Origin of the sequence: Moraxella sp. 179-F 1C4 NHS (assembly GCF_045370505.1) — a bacterium.
GTDB classification, from domain to species: domain Bacteria; phylum Pseudomonadota; class Gammaproteobacteria; order Pseudomonadales; family Moraxellaceae; genus Faucicola; species Faucicola tetraodonis.
Map to the genome: position 1 here is coordinate 41,065 of NZ_JBIQEC010000016.1, position 17,173 is coordinate 58,237.

Here is a 17,173-nt window from a genome sequence, read left to right on the forward strand (position 1 = left end):
GACTCATTCCTCGCTCAAGCTGTCAGCAAAATGCACATCATCGGTTCGAAACGACTGGCGATATTTTCGTGGTGACATTTTATAGACGCGTTTGAATGCTTGGCTAAAGGTACTATCGGAGGCATAACCCACTAACTCACTGATACGGCTGATGCTATTTTCTTGTAGTCGTAAATACCGCGCCGCAAGACGAAGTCGATAGTCCGTTAAATAAGTTAACGGCGGCACCCCCACCACTTCACGAAAATGTTCGGCAAAACTACTGCGTGACATCCCGGCGACTTCAGCTAACTTATGAATGGTCCAATTGGTCTCAGGTCGATCATGCATGACTGCCAACGCCTTGGCAAGGTAAGGGTCTTTCACAGCTTTTAGCCAATTATCCGTCGCTTCGGGCAAGTCCTCAATATAGCTGCGTACACACTCAATCATCAAAATACTGGCGATACGATTGATAATGGTCATTTTGCCAAGTCGGTTCTGCTCAGACTCTAATGCCAAAAATTTGATCCCCAAATCAAGCATAATCATTTTTTGCTCATCGTTTGATTCGCTTTCTGGCAAAATTTCTGGTAAAGCGCTGAGTAACGGGCGCGTAATCTCTCGATCGTAATGGCACACAATCGCGACTATTTCGGTTGTTTGCGCTGGTTCATCACCTTGGCTAGAAATCGCAGGGTTACCCAAGTTGATAGTTTCAACAGTCTGGTTGCTTAATAACGGGGCAATGTCAATTGATGGGATATCCGATTGCCCTACACCACAAACAAGGTGTTTTTTGCCGCCTGGCACCATGACCACATCGCGCGCGTGTGCGTTGCGATATACATCATCGACCTTAATACTAATCCCACCTGTGGTAACCAAATAAAACACGATACAATCTTTTTTATCTAACTCAAACGACCACTCCCCAGTGGCGTGTATATAGTGATACTGAGTTTGATACAAATGTATATCTTCAAGCAACATACTGAGTGCATCCATTAATTTTTCCTAAGTTATTAACACAGCAATTTAAAAAAAATGCAACATAAACTACAAACTAGCTAACTTACAAGTCAAACTTTGGTAATTGGACTTGAGATAAAAATTTAAAGACGTATACATAAACCGTCATCCTTGTTATCAGCAATCATAGCATCTTTTACAGGCGCTGCTAGTTAACTTTGAGTCTGTAGGGCTACTAAAATCCAGTATTGCCAGTCGCTAAAATGCTTTATTTTTCAAATATTTCAAAGGACATGGCATAACAGATAATAATAGGTAGTGGACACTTGTTATGGGTTATACACTAGCGGTAGGATGTTTGGGTGTCTAAAACAAATAAATAAGTAAAGAAATCGCTAAGCAGCTAAACCTAATCAGCCAAATCAGCCATTTGGCTTTTTTTTGATTTTGATTTATTATCATGCTTTATTATCAATGGCTTAACTATTATCTATAACCATTCCATCATCGCTATGAATCTATGAATGCTCTTCACTTGCGTAAACAGTTACGTCAACAACGCCTACGCTTATCCAAGCGCCACCGTAATCGCGCCGCTTATCAAGCACGACGAAGTTTAAACCGACTACAGCATCCTGCTTTAACTGGCAAAAACGTCAAGGTCGGGATTTTTGCAGATGCCTTTGGGGAAATGCCTACCCAACCGCTGATGGATTGGGCAAGACAGCGCGGTTATAGTATTTATTTACCTGTCGTCACTGGCAAACATCAGCCGCTCGTATTTATCCAATTTAGCCAAAAAACTTGGCGACAATCTCGCCTACCCAAACACCCACTGGGTATGCGCCAACCTGAGAAAGGAAAAATGCTTAACGTAGCGGCGCTTGATGTATTGTTTATGCCGCTAGTGGCAGCGGATAAAATTGGCAATCGTATGGGTATGGGTGGCGGTTACTACGACCGCACCTTAGCCAAAGTTAAAAGTCGACCTTTGAAAATTGGCTGGGCTTATGATTTTCAATTGGTTGAAAAACTAAATGCTAATCCTTGGGATATCACGCTTGATGCCCTCATCACGCCTAGTAAACTATGGTTATTTAGACGCTATTTGGTGGAACAATCCCATGCAAAAAAATGACAACTCCCTGTTTCAACATATGGTGATGACCTCACCTGCCATAACCGACAATGATGCTGATATTGATAGCGATACCGATACTAGCCAAGCCCATCAACCCTTATTCCCATCAAGCGGTGAGTTAAGCGATGCAGAAATTGCCAGTGTCATGAATCCCGATAGGTTGAATCAACTTTTAACCCAAGCTGATGCCTTTACCCGAGTGAATTCTGAAGACTTGGACGACTTTTAGATATATATAAATTAGACGCGCATAAATTAGAGACATATAAATTAGCCTAAAAAAATTAGCTAAGGATACATCAATATCACAGCGACATTAGGCTAACTCTAGGATTGCGGTAGTTATTTTCAGCCCTCTTTTACCATTTTATCGCCCTTGGCTGGTCGTTTTTTCCCCCTTTGTGTGACCAGCCTTGCAATTTTTTGCATTGACGCCATTTATATTTTTAAGTCTATCAGCAAGCCATCATTTGCTCACAAATGGTCAGTTGCTTGTTGTGTTATTTAAGGGGACATAGTATATGCAAGATGATGTTTTAATGACAAATCCAGAATCATCTGAATCGCAAGAATTCACGACGCTACCACTGTTAGCTTTACGTGATGTTGTGGTTTATCCACAAATGCAAATTGCTTTATTTGTGGGTCGTGCACCTTCAGTTAAAGCAGTCGAGCTTGCGCAAAACGAATTTGACAATAAAGTATTGGTGGTGGCACAAAAAGACTCACTTTCTGAAGATATTGATGCCAGCAATCTATTTGAATATGGTACGGTGTGCCGTGTCGTCAATACCATGCCACATGAAAATGACGAAAATTGCATCAAAGTGCTGATTGAAGGTCTGTACCGTGCCAAATTGGTCAATATTCAAGACACCGATGAGGAAGAAGCAGTATTACTGGCCGATTTTGAAAAAGCGCCTATCACCGTCAATATGACCGCTAAAACGCAAAAATCGCACAAAGAAGCGTTAGTTGCTTTGTTTAGCAAATATGCCGAAAATCGCCTACGTAACTCACGCGAGTTAATTCGTGTGGCTGAGCGTATCACCCAACTTGAAGAGTTGGTATATTTCATTGCGACGCGTGTCTCACTCAATTTATCGATTAAACAAAACTTTTTGGAAGTCGATGATTTGACTGCGCATATCAAAGAGTTGTCAGACTATTTGATTCAGCAAAGCGCCGAGCACAATATCGAGCAAGAATTACAAGAAGCGGTCCGTCGCCAGATGGAAAACAACCAGCGCGAGTATTTCTTAAATGAAAAAATGAAAGCGATAAAATCTGAGCTTTCTGACCTTCATGAAGAACGCGGTGAAAATTATGAAGATGACGACATTGCTGAATTAGAAAAACGTTTAGCGGAAGCCGATTTGCCAGAAGCGGTGCGTAAAAAAGCAGAAAATGAGTTTCGTAAACTCAAAACCATGCCTGCTGCCTCTTCTGAATCATCGGTCGTGCGCAACTATGTCGAGTGGATTTTAGATACGCCTTGGAACAAAACCAGTGATGTCTCAATCGACCTTAACAAAGCCCATGACGTGCTTGACACTGACCATTATGGTTTACAAGACGTGAAAGATCGTATCTTAGAGTTCTTGGCAGTGCAATCTCGCGTGGATACCTTGAAAGGTCCGATTCTCTGCTTAGTAGGTCCGCCTGGGGTGGGTAAAACTTCTTTAGGTGAATCCATTGCCCGTGCGACAGGTCGTGAGTTTATCCGTATGGCATTGGGCGGCGTGCGAGATGAAGCTGAAATCCGTGGACACCGACGTACCTATATCGGTGCTATGCCAGGTAAAATCGTACAATCACTCTCAAAAGTGGGCGTAAAAAATCCGCTATTCTTACTCGATGAAATCGATAAAATGGCGCAGGATTTTCGTGGTGACCCTGCTTCAGCACTGCTTGAAGTGTTAGACCCATCGCAGAATCATAGCTTTAACGATCACTACTTGGATATGGATTTAGACTTATCACAAGTGATGTTTATCTGTACCGCCAATAGTATGGATATCCCACCTGCGCTACTTGACCGTATGGAGGTGATTCGTCTGCCAGGTTACACCGAAGATGAAAAAATCAGCATCGCGGATAAATACTTAGTACCAAAAGCCATCAAGCAAAATGGCTTAAGTGATACTGAAATTGATATCACCGATGAGGCACTCAAAGCGATTGTACAACGCTATACCCGTGAAGCAGGTGTGCGTAACCTTGAACGTGAAATCAACAAAATCGCCCGCAAAGTGGTAAAACAAAATGTTGAATCATCGGGCAAAGACAAAGCGGAAGATAAAACCGCGGCACACAAATTAACGGTCGATAGTTCAAATGTCGCTGATTACTTGGGTGTGTACCAATTCGATTATGGCTTGGCGGAGCAAGAACCTGAAGTCGGTCGCGTCACAGGTTTGGCTTGGACACAAGTCGGTGGTGAGCTGTTGACCATTGAAGCGGTTGCGGTGCAAGGTAAAGGTGAACTAAGTTTTACAGGTTCACTAGGCGATGTGATGAAAGAGTCAATTCGTGCGGCGATGACGGTAGTTCGCGCCCGTGCTGATAGCTTAGGCGTCAGCTATGATAAGCTCAAAGGCACAGATATACACGTGCATATGCCAGAAGGTGCGACTCCCAAAGACGGTCCATCTGCCGGTATTGCGTTAACGCTTGCGTTAGCCTCTGCGATGACAGGTATTGCCATTCGCCCCGATATTGCGATGACAGGCGAAGTTACTTTGCGTGGCAAAGTGTTACGTATCGGTGGCTTGAAAGAAAAACTGCTTGCAGCGCATCGTGGCGGTATCAAACACGTGTTGATTCCAAAATCCAATGAGCGTGACTTGATTGATATTCCTGACAATGTCAAACAGGGCTTAAGCATCCAGCCAGTAGAAACGATTGATGAAGTATTTAAAGCGGCGTTGGTATCACAGCCTGTGGCGTTAAAACCCAATCAATTGCCAGTCGATGCCAGTGACATTAGTTTAAAAAGCTAATTTAAAAAGCTAAGTTGTCACTGAAGTAAAAACTGAAATTAAATAATAATGAAGTAAAAAAAAGCTGAGATTGATTCTCAGCTTTTTTTATGCCGGCAAAATTATTCAACCGATTTTTCTCGTGGCAAATCACCTTCTTGAGAAGCTGATGCCATGTCTTTATCCAACTCATAGAAGTTTTGGTTATCTGCCTTATCTTTTGATGCCAAGGCAAATTTATCACGTAGGTTATTGATTAACGCCTCTTCTTCGATTTGTTCTTTGACAAACCATTGTAAGAAATTAAACGTTGCCCAATCGCGCTCTGCCATGGCTTGGTCCACAAGTGCATAGATTTTTTTTGAATTTTCTAACTCATGTTGCCAAACGTCTTCGATACAGGTTTCAAGACTGACAGGGTTGTCACGCGGTGCGGGAATCGCTTCAATTTTAGCTTCGCCACCACGCTCATTGATATAGGCTAAAAATTTGAACATATGGTTACGTTCTTCAGCGGAATGCTTATAGAAAAAATCTGCAATGCCTGGGTAATTGTTCACTTCCGCCCAGCTACCGAGCGCAATATATGCTTGCGCTTGTGTGGCTTCTTCCATCATTTGCTTGTTTAGCGCTTGTTCCATTGCGTCTGAAATACGTTTATCGTTTGACATGTTATTTTCCTCTGATGATTTTTTTTGTGGCTAATTTTATAAGATGGCTAATCTTGACTAGACAACGTTATCTTATGATTGGCTACCAAGATTGGCTATATAGTTGTTAAGGATAAAACAGAGCATTACCAATACTATTGCCGTTGTTTACCGTTAATTGCATTGGTAATGACGCTCACAGTATAGATAAAAAGCTGGCAATAAACAGGATTTTTTACTCAATTTAGCTGAAAGATACACAAGCCTTTAACATAAAAACACCGGGTAAAACGTGCAAGGTTATGCTGAGTTTTCTCTCGCTATTCAATCGCTTTGTTTTGCGTTGCCAACCAACTAAACACACAATTAATCGCCATCAAAACCGTTAAAAACCCCATCGATAGCGTCCAAGTATAACTCAAGTCTTTAAGCCAACCTGTCACAATCGGACCGGTTATGGCGATGCTATAACCCACGGTTTGTGCCATCCCTGAAAGTTCAGCGGCTTGCTGACTATCCTTTGATTTTAAGGTAAAAATCATCATGCATAAGGTAAAAATCACCCCACATCCAAAGCCTGATGCGATACTCCAAACCCATACCCAGCCTTGCAGGGGCAGAAACCCAAAACCAAACACACCCACCAAGTTTCCCACTGCGGCAAGCAACGCTAACGTGCGTAAATTCCACTGACTAGAGACCCATTTGGTCAACAGTAAAATCGAAGGAAAAGCCACCAATTGAAACACCATGCCCACGTTGCCTGCTTGCGCTTTGCTCAGCCCTTTATCAATGAGTAACGACGGTAAAAAACTGGCGAGCGTATAATAAAGTAGTGATTGCAAACCCATAAACGCACTAATCCACCACGCCATCGGGATTTTCCAGACTGATTTTCGGCTTAGCTGTCCTGCTTCGGCAACCGCTTGATTAATGACTTGAGCATCATGGCTGCTAATTTTTTGCCGAAGCCGCAAATGGGCGACCATTAGCCAAGCCGCTACCGCTGCCACAGAGACCCAGCCCCATACCCCCAGTGCAAATTGCCAGTTGGACAAGCTAACAAGCCACATCGCAATGCCTGACGCAAAGCCAGCAAACACCGACAAAAACATCGAATAGCTTCCCATCACAAGCCCAATGTGATTGGGGGTGTATTTCTTGATGACGGCAGGGATTAATACATTGCCGAGTGAAATCGCTAACGATAGAAGCACCGTGCCCGCTAGCAAAAACCCTAATTGCGGATGCGCCACTCGCACAAAAATACCGATAGCAAGCAAACTGGTTGCCAAAATCATGGTGTTTTCCAAGCCAATACGCCGTGAAAGCATAGGGGCAACAAACGAACTCGATGCAAATGCCATGACAGGAATCGTACCAATCAAACCAATGGTTTTGGTCGTTAACCCCAAATCTTGCTGAACCAGTTTTGCTACCGCACCAAACCCAATAATGGGCGCGCGCATATTGATAGCGAGCAGTAAAATGGCAATGACTACCGTGATAATTAATGCCTTGGTCGGGGCAGTCGCTACCGAAATCTGAGACGCGTTAGCAGCAGGGTGAATATTCGACTCGCTCGATTGCGACGCTGAGAATTTCATACATCTTCCAAAATTTTAACTAGGTAATCTATTAGCACGGGTGATTTAATAAGCTTATTTTCATGGGCTTGAGTTAATAGGCTTGGTTTAACGGCCTTGAGTTAAAAGGTTATCTTTTAACACATTCGCCAAGCCAGCGCACGGATTATTCACATAACGGCTAAAAATTCACTGCCTATCCGTCTTGCTCAACCGTTGAGCCCAAATTTTATGATATCAGTGGGCTACGATGGATAAATTTTTAACCAATTTATGCTACTATGTATTGTTTGTGCCAGCCTTTGGCGCATTGGTTTGGTAAATTGATTTGGTAAATTGACTTAGCAAATTGACTGACCACATTGATTTAACACATTGATTATCTTGTAAGGATTTGTCATGGTGGATACGCTTACTTCAAACGCAGATGCAACACCCGAAATTAACACTCGACTGTGGAGCACCTTGATTCGCAACCTAACGCCCTACACACCGGGTGAACAGCCCAAGCATGACAATCTGTGTAAGCTTAATACCAATGAAAACCCTTTTCCCCCCTCTCCCAAAGTCGCTGAAGCCATCGCACAAGTTTTGCTCAATCAAGCCGATCATTTAAAGCGTTACCCCGCCCCAGAATCTGACGAACTACGTGCGGTAATGGCACAAGTTTATCAGGTAGCCCCCAATCAAATTTTTGTCGGTAATGGCTCTGATGAAGTTTTGGCGCATATTTTTGCTTGTTTTTTTGTCAAAGACCGTTCGGTATTAACCCCTGATATTGGTTATAGTTTTTATCCTGTGTATGCCGATACTTTCCACGTGGATTTGGTGACCATTGCGCTCAAAGCCGATTTTAGCATTGATGTCGATGACTATCGCCGCCCTTGCAGTGGCATTATTATTGCCAACCCGAATGCGCCAACTGGGGTACTTTTGCCGCTGGCGGATATTGAAAAACTTCTACAAGAACATCGCAATGCGGTCATTGTGATTGATGAAGCGTATATTGATTTTGCAGACACACCCAATGCCTCTGCGGTCAGTTTGATTGATAAATATGATAACTTAGTGGTGACCCAAACCTTTTCAAAGTCTCGCTCATTAGCAGGGCTGCGTGTCGGCATGGCGTTTGCCAATCACTCACTCATTGAAGCATTAAATCGCTATAAAAATAGTTTTAACAGCTATCCCCTAGATCGCCTTGCCCAAGCAGGCGCAGTTGCCAGCTTGCAAGATAACGACTATTTTGTTGCCTGCAACCAAAAAGTCATCGCACTACGCCATGATGTCACTCAAGCTTTGACCCAATTAGGCTTTACTGTCTTACCTTCACAAGCCAACTTTGTGTTTGCCAAACCACCTGCTTCAATGGGAGAAACCATACAGGTATTTGAGAAACTGCGGGCGCAAGGGGTGATTGTTCGTCATTTTAACAAACCAAAAATTAGCAGTTATTTGCGTATTACCATCGGTACGGCAGAACAAAACCAACGCTTACTAGATACCTTAACAAGTTTGGTTTGACGGCTGTGAGTGACCCTAGCATACAGTTTTATTTAAAATGCCAAAACATTGAAACAGGCGACGTTATTACTTACCGTTTTGCCGAAAAGGTGGATTTGTTAGCATTTGGTCAAACCTTGGGAGATAAAAAACTGGCGATTGTGGATACCCATATCGCCTTTTATGATATTGACCTAGTGTTTAATCCATTTGAGGACGAAAGCGTGCCCATCAGTGCAGCTGAACTCAATGCCGCACTTGATGGCAGGTTGTTGTAACTTTACTGGTGCAATATTTTTAGTAAATTTCCTACTTTATGAAAACATTCTTGGTATTCTGCAGCACAGTCTGACGCAATCGTGATGCCGCCGCCTGCCCACAGACTGACATTATTATCTGAAGCTTGTAGCGTACGAATCAGCACATTCCATTGCCCTGTGCCATCAAAATTGAGATACCCCATCGTGCCACAGTAAGCCCCGCGCGGTTTGGCTTCCAATTCATTGATGATTTCTACCGCGCGCTTTTTGGGGGTACCGGTAATCGAGCCAGCGGGCAGACTTTCAAACAATACCGTCCAAGGGCTTATGTCATCTTTGAGGGTGGCGGTGATGGTGCTCACCATATGGTGCACATTGCTAAAACTTTCGATATCAAACAGTTTTGGGACTTTTACCGTCCCAGTCTTGGCATATTTGCCCAAATCATTGCGCAGCAAATCGACAATCATGACATTTTCGGCGATGTCTTTTTCGCTGCTAGCAAGTTCATTTTTATTGGCTTGGTCAGCAGCTACGTTTTGTCCGCGTGGGCGCGTGCCTTTTATCGGTTTGGTAATGATGCAATTTTCGCCTTGCGCGTTTTTTGCAAAGGTAAAAAACAACTCTGGCGAGCAGCTTAGTAACTCGTAATTGCCGAGTGCTAGATATCCTGCAAACGGCGCCTGCGTGGACTGATGCAAGCTTGGCAAATAATCGACCAACTGCTGATTGGATAACTCACCTTGCCAGCACTGGGTTAAATTAATCTGGTAACAGTCCCCTGCTGTTAGGTAGTCTTGGATTTTGTTAAAAGCTTGGTGGTACGCAGATTTTTGCCATAAAGGTAACAAGCTAAGCGGCTTTGGTGTAGGAAGCTTGACGTCACTGACTAAATCATTTAGCCAGTTTTCGATGGTGGCGGCTTGCGCCATGGCTTCCTCAGTGGTTGTATGTAAATGCCACTTCTGGTGCTGATAGGTCAAATAAATATCGTAATGTCCCAAAAATAGCTGCGGCTGATTGGGCGTTAAGTAACTAGATTCTACGTGATGTGCCCTTGTTTGCATGTGGTTTGCATTTGCTACACGGTTTGCATTTGCTAAATGATACGCTGATAAATCGTAGCTAATAAATCCCATCAAGCCATCTTGGTAGCCCACATTAGCCGTATGTTGGCTAGCAGACTGTTTAAGTGATAGCTGTTGATAAGCCTCAAGCGCAGCCGTTAATTCGCCAATATCAACAGCTTTAGCCGCCTTATTAGTAGCAGTATTAGTCGCAGTATCAGCACCAGGGTTAAACACGCTATTACAGTAACCAAAATCATCAAATGAGCAATTTTGCCGTTGCTTTTGGGTAAGCTGATTCTGAGAATGTATTTCAAAAATTGTTTTTGGCAATAAACCGATGACATTTTGACCCTCGTTATTGAGCCAAATCGGATAGATTGCATGATTATTGGTCGTATTAAACTGTTGTAACAGGGTGATGAGTTGAGAGGGCGCAAGATGTTGTAAACTTGGCATTGGGTACATGCTTTACCTTTATGATTATATTTAGCGTCAAAAAAGCGATGACAATCGGGTAACTGTCATCGCCTATTTTTATCAATTATGACGGTCCATCAGTATTTATTCAACAAACTTTTTGATGATTAAACTTGCATTGGTACCACCAAAGCCAAAGCTATTGGTCATAATCGTATTAAGATTTGCATCTCGTTTCTCACGCACAATATCAAAGTCTGTGGCTTTCTCATCCAAAGTTTCGATATTGATATTGGGCGCAATAAAGCCTTGATTGAGCATCAACAAACAATAAATCAATTCTTGCACACCCACCGCACCCAAGCTATGACCTGTCATTGATTTGGTTGAGCTAATCGGTGGTAATTCACTTCCAAACACCTGACGAATCGCTTCAAGCTCGGTGATATCCCCAATAGGGGTGCTAGTGCCATGAGTGTTGATATAGTCAACGGAATTTAAGCCTGCTTGTTTAAGCGCTTGCTTCATACAATTGACCGCACCCACACCACTGGGTGCCACCATATCCGCACCATCTGAGCTTGCACCATAGCCAACAATCTCTGCCAAAATAGTCGCGCCGCGTTGTTTAGCAGAGTCTAGACTCTCAACCACGACCATACCACCACCGCCTGCAATCACAAAGCCGTCTCGATCTGCATCGTAAGGGCGACTGGCTTGTTGCGGCGTATCGTTGTATTGGGTACTCATCGCGCCCATACCATCAAACATACAAGATTGTGTCCAGTCTTCTTGCTCGCCGCCCCCTGCAATTACGATGTCTTGCTTACCCAATTGAATGAGCTCCATGGCATGACCCACACAATGCGTTGAGGTCGCGCAAGCTGATGCAATAGAGTAGCTAACCCCGCCGATCTTTAACCCCGTTGCAACACTGGCTGATACCGCACTTGCCATGGTTTTTGGCACTGCCATGGCGCCGACACCGCGCAAGCCTTTTTCACGCATTGCATCGACCGCTGCCGCCACATCGGCACTCGATGCCCCACCCGAACCTGCTACCACGCCAATATTGGTATTGTGAGCAATATCTGCTAATGACAATCCTGCTTGCTCGATTGCTTGTAGCGCACTTAGATAGGCGTATAAACTGGCTTTTGACAAAAAGCGTTTAAGTTTGCGATCGATATGCGAGGTATCTAGACTATCGTCATCAATACTACCTGAGACACAGGCTTTAAAGCCTTTTTCTTGATAAATTGGATTAAATACCAAGCCCGATTTGCCTTGCTGTAGCGACTCGCTGACTGTGGCTAAGTCATTACCAATACATGAGATAAGTCCTGCCCCTGTGATTACAACGCGCTGCATATACCATTCCTTTTGGTTTAATCAATTGATGATAAATATCACGCTATTGTACCCCTCTGGATTTCACCTGCCTAGTTTTTCCCCAAAAATGTTACAAAATATTTCTTACACCACAGCTATTGATCACAGCTACTTTTAGTTTTCTTGTCTTAATCCAACCTAACCCAATCTAGCTACAAGAAAAACACTCAAACAAATCGATAAAAGATATCATTGTGTAACGTCTCTTTACGCATTAAAGTTGAAAAGTGCGGTCACTTTCTTTACGCTATTTTACTACAACATTATTTTCCAATAAAAAAGCATAATATTAAGGATAACTCTCATGTCAGCCTCTACTTCTATTAGCCGCCGTGTCTTTGAAGCGTTGGGTCACAAATTAGCACAACTGAGCGCAAAAGATACGATACAAACCAAACCCTTAGCGGATATTGATTTTGACAGCCTTCAACAAGCCTTATCAAACGATAAAAACGCGTTTCATGAGCATATTCCCAAACTATCAAAAAAACTACTTGGTAAAACCCCATTTGGCAGCTATACCAAAATGGCGACCTCACTAATCCCCAAGGCAAGTTTTGATAAAGCAACGGATGCGGTTTTTTCCCAAGTCGGTAAACTGTCGCAAAATTGGGCGAATTTTGATTTGGCGCGTGATGCGCGTTTTAAAGACACTTTGGCTACTAGTGAGCGACAAGCCTTAGCCCGTAGTATTGGCGATCAAAACCGTGCTTTAGCTGCCCTAGGCGGACTTAGTAACTTGGCAGGTTTACCAGGTATTTTGATAGATACAATGTGGTTGTTGGCGGTGTGTTTGCGGACGATTTTCCAAATCAGTGCAATTTATGACCGCCCGTTGACAGGACAACAAGGTATCGCCATCGCTTATGAAATTTTAGCTAAAGTGGATCTCAATAGACTGCAAGAAAAGCAAACTTTGCTCGCAGGCTTGGGTATATTTGAAGCAATGACCGACCAGTCGATTGAAGAATATAGAGCGGCAGTACTTGCCGAAGAAGACAGCCAATCAGCGATGGGGATATTAACCAAACTAGAAGAACTATCGACGCAGTTTAATATTAACATTGAGCAGTTTAATTTCGGTTTTTTACATAAAGTCATTCCACTCACTGCAGTTGGCTTGGGTACGGCTTACAACAATATTATTATCAATGAAGTGATTGAAATTGCGATGTCGGTATTTGCCCCCGCGCCAAAGTTGACGCATATGACTGAAGAATAACCATAAATAATAACTGAGCTAGAACCAATGCATTGACTTTTAACCGATAAGTTTCTTAAGGTTTTCAAAGTTAACGCATTGGTTCTTTTAGTTTTAGTCTTTTTTATTTTAATCTGTTGTGATGTAATTCACAGTAGGCTTGATACCTGGTGTGCTTGATAAGCACGATGTTTGATAATTTGCCTTCCCCTAGTTTTCTCAAATTTTTCTAACAATCATCACCTGCATCATTTAGGTGATTTTTTAGTTGATAAAACCAACAAAAATCTCTATAATACGCTGTCCTAAAAATAGCTTATTAGCGGTTTTTAGAGATTTTTTGACAACAAACGGGAGAGAGTGCCTTATGGCAACTACAAATCAATTAATTCGTAAAGGTCGCAATACCATTACTGAAAAATCAAAAGTGCCAGCTTTAAAAGCTTGCCCACAACGCCGTGGCGTGTGTACCCGTGTATACACTACCACACCAAAAAAACCAAACTCAGCGATGCGTAAAGTATGCCGTGTACGTTTGACGTCAGGTTTTGAAGTATCAAGCTACATCGGTGGTGAAGGTCACAACCTACAAGAGCACAGTGTTGTACTTATCCGTGGTGGTCGTGTAAAAGACTTACCAGGTGTTCGTTACCATACCGTTCGTGGCGCACTTGACTGTGCAGGCGTAAAAGATCGTAAACAAGGCCGCTCAAAATACGGCGCAAAACGTCCTAAAGCATAATTTTAGCCGTTTTTTACCCCATTTTTTAACATTGTTTGCATAGTTGATTATAGTTTTACAACACTATGCAGTAAGGCTGGTGAAAAGCAACCGCTTAGCTACCAGACTACCCTGAATACACAAGGAAATTATCATGCCTAGACGTCGTGTCATCGCTGCCCGTGAAATCCTACCAGATCCTAAGTTTGGTAGCAAAACACTTGCTAAATTCATCAACCATGTAATGGTTGACGGTAAAAAATCAGTTGCAGAATCAATCGTATACGGTGCATTAGACCGTGTTGTAGAAAAAAACTCGGGCGTTGATCCTGTCCAGTTTTTTGAAGATACGTTAGAAAGAGTTCGCCCAATGGTGGAAGTGAAAGCTCGCCGTGTGGGTGGTGCTACCTACCAAGTTCCTATGGAAGTACGTCCCTCCCGTCGTACTGCATTAGCAATGCGTTGGTTAGTTGATGCGGCTGCAAAACGTTCTGAAAAATCTATGGCTTTACGTTTAGCAGGTGAATTGCTAGACGCAGCTGATGGCAAAGGTAATGCACTGAAAAAACGTGACGAAGTTCACCGTATGGCTGACGCAAACAAAGCGTTCTCACACTATCGTTTCTAATTGATACTGATTGCTATCACCTAGGTAGCAATTAGCTTATAATAAAATAGATAATATTGGGTGACTTGAAGTTTGCAAATTTAGCCCAATATTGCATATTGAAAAAGAAGCTTGTCATGCATTTGTCATGGCAAGCTCTTATCATACAGCACTTATGTCAAGAGTAAGGCTTTCTTTTATCTAGTTGGTTGTCGATCTTTCAATCAAACGTTAAAACTAATTATTATTCATTTTAAGACATAACTGTTTATTGATAATGGAATAATTTTAATCTTTAGTCCTTAGGAATTAACTATGGCACGTACAACACCCTTAAATCGCTACCGTAATATCGGTATCTCTGCACATATTGATGCGGGTAAAACGACAACAACTGAACGTATTTTGTTTTATACAGGTAAAAACCATAAGCTAGGTGAAGTGCATGAAGGTGCTGCAACCATGGACTGGATGGAACAAGAGCAAGAGCGTGGTATTACTATTACCTCAGCGGCAACGACTTGTTTTTGGTCTGGTATGGGTCATCAATTCCCAGAGCATCGCATTAACATCATTGACACCCCCGGCCACGTTGACTTCACCATTGAAGTAGAACGTTCAATGCGTGTACTTGACGGTGCATGTATGGTTTACTGTGCGGTTGGTGGTGTACAGCCTCAGTCAGAAACAGTATGGCGTCAAGCGAACAAGTATAAAGTACCGCGTCTTGCGTTCGTAAACAAAATGGACCGTACAGGTGCAAACTTCTTCCGCGTTGTTGACCAAGTAAAACAACGTCTTGGTGGTAATCCTGTGCCTGTGGTTGTGCCAATCGGTGCAGAAGATACTTTTGAAGGGGTTGTTGACCTTCTAGAAATGAAAGCCATCATTTGGGATGTCGCTTCTCAAGGTATGAAATTTGAATACGCAGAAATTCCTGCTGACTTAGCTGATACCGTCGATGAATGGCGCAGCAACATGGTTGAGGCAGCGGCTGAATCTTCAGAAGAGTTGATGGATAAATACCTAGAAGAAGGTGATTTATCACGTGAGGATATCGTAGCAGGTTTACGTGCGCGTACCCTAGCGGGCGAAATTCAACCAATGCTTTGTGGTACGGCGTTTAAAAACAAAGGCGTACAACGTATGCTTGACGCGGTTATCGAATTCTTACCAGCACCAAATGACGTTGACGCGATCAAAGGTGTGTTAGATGACAAAGCTGAAACTGAAGCGACGCGTGAATCATCGGATGATGCACCATTTGCGGGTCTTGCGTTCAAAATCATGAATGACAAATACGTAGGTAACTTAACTTTCGTACGTGTTTACTCAGGTGTTGCTAAACAAGGTGACTCTGTTTATAACCCAGTGAAAATGAAACGTGAGCGTATTGGTCGTATCGTTGAGATGCACGCTAACTCACAAAAAGAAGTGGATGAAGTTCGCGCAGGTGACATCGTTGCATTTGTGGGTCTAAAAGATGTGACCACAGGTGATACCCTATGTGACGAAAACAATATTATTACCCTTGAGCGCATGGAGTTCCCAGATCCTGTTATTTCATTAGCAGTGGAACCAAAAACCAAAGCTGACCAAGAAAAAATGTCAATCGCGCTTAACCGTTTGGCAAAAGAAGACCCTTCATTCCGTGTTCACACCGATGAAGAATCTGGTCAGACTATCATCAGCGGTATGGGTGAGCTTCACTTAGAAATTCTTGTTGACCGTATGAAACGTGAGTTTAGCGTTGAAGCCAACGTGGGTGCACCACAAGTCGCTTACCGTGAAACGATTCGTAACACCGTTGAGCAAGAAGGCAAATTCGTACGCCAAACTGGTGGTCGTGGTAAATTCGGTCACGTATGGTTACGTCTTGAGCCACTTGACACAGCTGATGGCAAAGAATATGAATTTGCTGAAGAAGTTGTTGGTGGTGTGGTACCAAAAGAGTACTTTGGTGCGGTAGACAAAGGTATTCAAGAACGTATGAAAAATGGTGTTCTTGCAGGTTATCCAGTCGTTGGTATTAAAGCGACACTGTATGACGGTTCATACCATGACGTTGACTCAGATGAGCTGTCGTTCAAAATGGCAGGTTCAATGGCATTCCGTAAAGGCTTTATGAATGCAAACCCTGTTCTACTTGAGCCAGTCATGAAAGTAGAAGTTGAAACACCTGAAGACTACATGGGTGATATTATGGGTGACTTAAACCGTCGCCGCGGTATGGTGCAAGGTATGGATGACATGTTTGGCGGTGTTAAACAAATCCGTGCTGAAGTACCACTAGCCGAGATGTTTGGTTATGCAACCCAATTACGTTCAATGTCTCAAGGTCGTGCAACCTACTCAATGGAGTTTGCAAAATACGCTGAGACACCACGTAACGTTGCTGATGAAATCATCAAAAAATTCACTCATAAAGATGATGACGAATAAATTTGATGAGCAATTTGATTGTTAAAACCAGTCAAATTCTTCAATCCTATTCGACACTGTTAAAATTATAAGTTAGCTAATTTGACCTGTTAAATTTAATGGGTCAAATTTTCATAACCTATAAGCGTTGATAATAAAGTAAATGACCTAAGACATTGGGTTAATATTAACAAAAGAGGATTAAATTATGGCAAAGGCCAAGTTTGAACGTACTAAACCACACGTTAACGTAGGCACCATTGGACACGTTG

General features: G+C 42.8%; 14 protein-coding genes and 1 pseudogene. 10 read left to right on the forward strand and 5 right to left on the reverse strand.

Going from position 1 to position 17,173, the window contains the following annotated elements; genetic code table 11:
* Window positions 1–3: 3 nt before the first annotated feature.
* Window positions 4–987, reverse strand: a complete 984-nt coding sequence (locus tag ACH0AB_RS08440; RefSeq protein WP_406877903.1) for an AraC family transcriptional regulator — start codon at window positions 985–987, stop codon at window positions 4–6.
* A 484-nt stretch (window positions 988–1,471) separates the two neighbouring features.
* Here ACH0AB_RS08440 and ACH0AB_RS08445 point away from each other — a divergent pair, with 484 nt between their 5' ends.
* From ACH0AB_RS08445 to lon, 3 genes are all read left to right on the forward strand, one after another.
* Window positions 1,472–2,089 carry a 5-formyltetrahydrofolate cyclo-ligase gene (locus ACH0AB_RS08445; protein WP_406877904.1) on the forward strand — a complete coding sequence of 206 codons (618 nt, stop codon included), beginning with the start codon at window positions 1,472–1,474 and terminating at the stop codon, window positions 2,087–2,089.
* Window positions 2,076–2,321: a hypothetical protein gene (locus ACH0AB_RS08450; RefSeq protein ID WP_406877905.1), complete on the forward strand. Its 246-nt coding sequence runs from the start codon at window positions 2,076–2,078 to the stop codon at window positions 2,319–2,321. Before ACH0AB_RS08445 ends, ACH0AB_RS08450 begins: the two co-directional genes overlap by 14 nt.
* A gap of 292 nt (window positions 2,322–2,613) precedes the next feature.
* Window positions 2,614–5,094: an endopeptidase La gene (gene lon, locus ACH0AB_RS08455; RefSeq protein ID WP_406877906.1), complete on the forward strand. Its 2,481-nt coding sequence runs from the start codon at window positions 2,614–2,616 to the stop codon at window positions 5,092–5,094.
* Between the two features lie 101 nt (window positions 5,095–5,195).
* On the opposite strand, the gene ACH0AB_RS08460 is transcribed toward lon, so the two are convergent.
* Both ACH0AB_RS08460 and ACH0AB_RS08465 read right to left on the reverse strand, forming a co-directional pair.
* Window positions 5,196–5,744: a ferritin gene (locus ACH0AB_RS08460; RefSeq protein WP_007116475.1), complete on the reverse strand. Its 549-nt coding sequence runs from the start codon at window positions 5,742–5,744 to the stop codon at window positions 5,196–5,198.
* A 299-nt stretch (window positions 5,745–6,043) separates the two neighbouring features.
* Window positions 6,044–7,330, reverse strand: a complete 1,287-nt coding sequence (locus ACH0AB_RS08465) for an MFS transporter (protein WP_406877907.1) — start codon at window positions 7,328–7,330, stop codon at window positions 6,044–6,046.
* Window positions 7,331–7,708: 378 nt separating this feature from the next.
* On the opposite strand from ACH0AB_RS08465, the gene hisC reads away from it, so the two are divergent.
* Both hisC and ACH0AB_RS08475 read left to right on the forward strand, forming a co-directional pair.
* Window positions 7,709–8,833, forward strand: a complete 1,125-nt coding sequence (gene hisC / locus ACH0AB_RS08470) for a histidinol-phosphate transaminase (RefSeq protein WP_406877908.1) — start codon at window positions 7,709–7,711, stop codon at window positions 8,831–8,833.
* A gap of 5 nt (window positions 8,834–8,838) precedes the next feature.
* Complete coding sequence (locus tag ACH0AB_RS08475; RefSeq protein WP_406877909.1) at window positions 8,839–9,090, forward strand: hypothetical protein; 252 nt, start codon at window positions 8,839–8,841, stop codon at window positions 9,088–9,090.
* A gap of 2 nt (window positions 9,091–9,092) precedes the next feature.
* Here ACH0AB_RS08475 and ACH0AB_RS08480 read toward each other — a convergent pair whose 3' ends face one another.
* Both ACH0AB_RS08480 and ACH0AB_RS08485 read right to left on the reverse strand, forming a co-directional pair.
* Window positions 9,093–10,598 (reverse strand): anthranilate synthase component I family protein, encoded by a 1,506-nt coding sequence (locus ACH0AB_RS08480; protein ID WP_406877910.1) that lies wholly within the window; start codon window positions 10,596–10,598, stop codon window positions 9,093–9,095.
* 105 nt (window positions 10,599–10,703) lie between these two features.
* Window positions 10,704–11,930, reverse strand: coding sequence for a beta-ketoacyl synthase N-terminal-like domain-containing protein (locus ACH0AB_RS08485; protein ID WP_406877911.1), 1,227 nt, complete (start codon window positions 11,928–11,930; stop codon window positions 10,704–10,706).
* A 325-nt stretch (window positions 11,931–12,255) separates the two neighbouring features.
* Here ACH0AB_RS08485 and ACH0AB_RS08490 point away from each other — a divergent pair, with 325 nt between their 5' ends.
* From ACH0AB_RS08490 to ACH0AB_RS08510, 5 genes and pseudogenes are all read left to right on the forward strand, one after another.
* Window positions 12,256–13,173, forward strand: coding sequence for an EcsC family protein (locus ACH0AB_RS08490; RefSeq protein ID WP_406877912.1), 918 nt, complete (start codon window positions 12,256–12,258; stop codon window positions 13,171–13,173).
* 346 nt (window positions 13,174–13,519) lie between these two features.
* A complete protein-coding gene (gene rpsL / locus ACH0AB_RS08495; RefSeq protein ID WP_007116468.1) occupies window positions 13,520–13,894 on the forward strand; it encodes a 30S ribosomal protein S12 in 375 nt (124 codons plus the stop codon).
* 133 nt (window positions 13,895–14,027) lie between these two features.
* On the forward strand, window positions 14,028–14,501 hold the full coding sequence (gene rpsG / locus ACH0AB_RS08500; protein ID WP_007116467.1) for a 30S ribosomal protein S7: 474 nt from the start codon (window positions 14,028–14,030) through the stop codon (window positions 14,499–14,501).
* Window positions 14,502–14,795: 294 nt separating this feature from the next.
* On the forward strand, window positions 14,796–16,922 hold the full coding sequence (gene fusA / locus ACH0AB_RS08505) for an elongation factor G (RefSeq protein WP_406877913.1): 2,127 nt from the start codon (window positions 14,796–14,798) through the stop codon (window positions 16,920–16,922).
* A gap of 187 nt (window positions 16,923–17,109) precedes the next feature.
* Window positions 17,110–17,173 (forward strand): annotated as a pseudogene (locus ACH0AB_RS08510) (GTP-binding protein); the annotation flags it as partial.

What these genes read in the sequence shown, in the direction of transcription:
- ACH0AB_RS08490 (WP_406877912.1), top strand. Translation starts at nt 12,256, where the DNA reads ATGTCAGCCTCTACTTCTATTAGCCGCCGTGTCTTTGAAGCGTTGGGT.
- ACH0AB_RS08450 (WP_406877905.1), top strand. Translation starts at nt 2,076, where the DNA reads ATGCAAAAAAATGACAACTCCCTGTTTCAACATATGGTGATGACCTCA.
- fusA (WP_406877913.1), top strand. Translation starts at nt 14,796, where the DNA reads ATGGCACGTACAACACCCTTAAATCGCTACCGTAATATCGGTATCTCT.
- ACH0AB_RS08460 (WP_007116475.1), bottom strand. Translation starts at nt 5,744, where the DNA reads ATGTCAAACGATAAACGTATTTCAGACGCAATGGAACAAGCGCTAAAC.
- rpsG (WP_007116467.1), top strand. Translation starts at nt 14,028, where the DNA reads ATGCCTAGACGTCGTGTCATCGCTGCCCGTGAAATCCTACCAGATCCT.
- ACH0AB_RS08465 (WP_406877907.1), bottom strand. Translation starts at nt 7,330, where the DNA reads ATGAAATTCTCAGCGTCGCAATCGAGCGAGTCGAATATTCACCCTGCT.
- lon (WP_406877906.1), top strand. Translation starts at nt 2,614, where the DNA reads ATGCAAGATGATGTTTTAATGACAAATCCAGAATCATCTGAATCGCAA.
- rpsL (WP_007116468.1), top strand. Translation starts at nt 13,520, where the DNA reads ATGGCAACTACAAATCAATTAATTCGTAAAGGTCGCAATACCATTACT.
- ACH0AB_RS08440 (WP_406877903.1), bottom strand. Translation starts at nt 987, where the DNA reads ATGGATGCACTCAGTATGTTGCTTGAAGATATACATTTGTATCAAACT.
- ACH0AB_RS08445 (WP_406877904.1), top strand. Translation starts at nt 1,472, where the DNA reads ATGAATGCTCTTCACTTGCGTAAACAGTTACGTCAACAACGCCTACGC.
- ACH0AB_RS08480 (WP_406877910.1), bottom strand. Translation starts at nt 10,598, where the DNA reads ATGCCAAGTTTACAACATCTTGCGCCCTCTCAACTCATCACCCTGTTA.
- ACH0AB_RS08485 (WP_406877911.1), bottom strand. Translation starts at nt 11,930, where the DNA reads ATGCAGCGCGTTGTAATCACAGGGGCAGGACTTATCTCATGTATTGGT.
- hisC (WP_406877908.1), top strand. Translation starts at nt 7,709, where the DNA reads ATGGTGGATACGCTTACTTCAAACGCAGATGCAACACCCGAAATTAAC.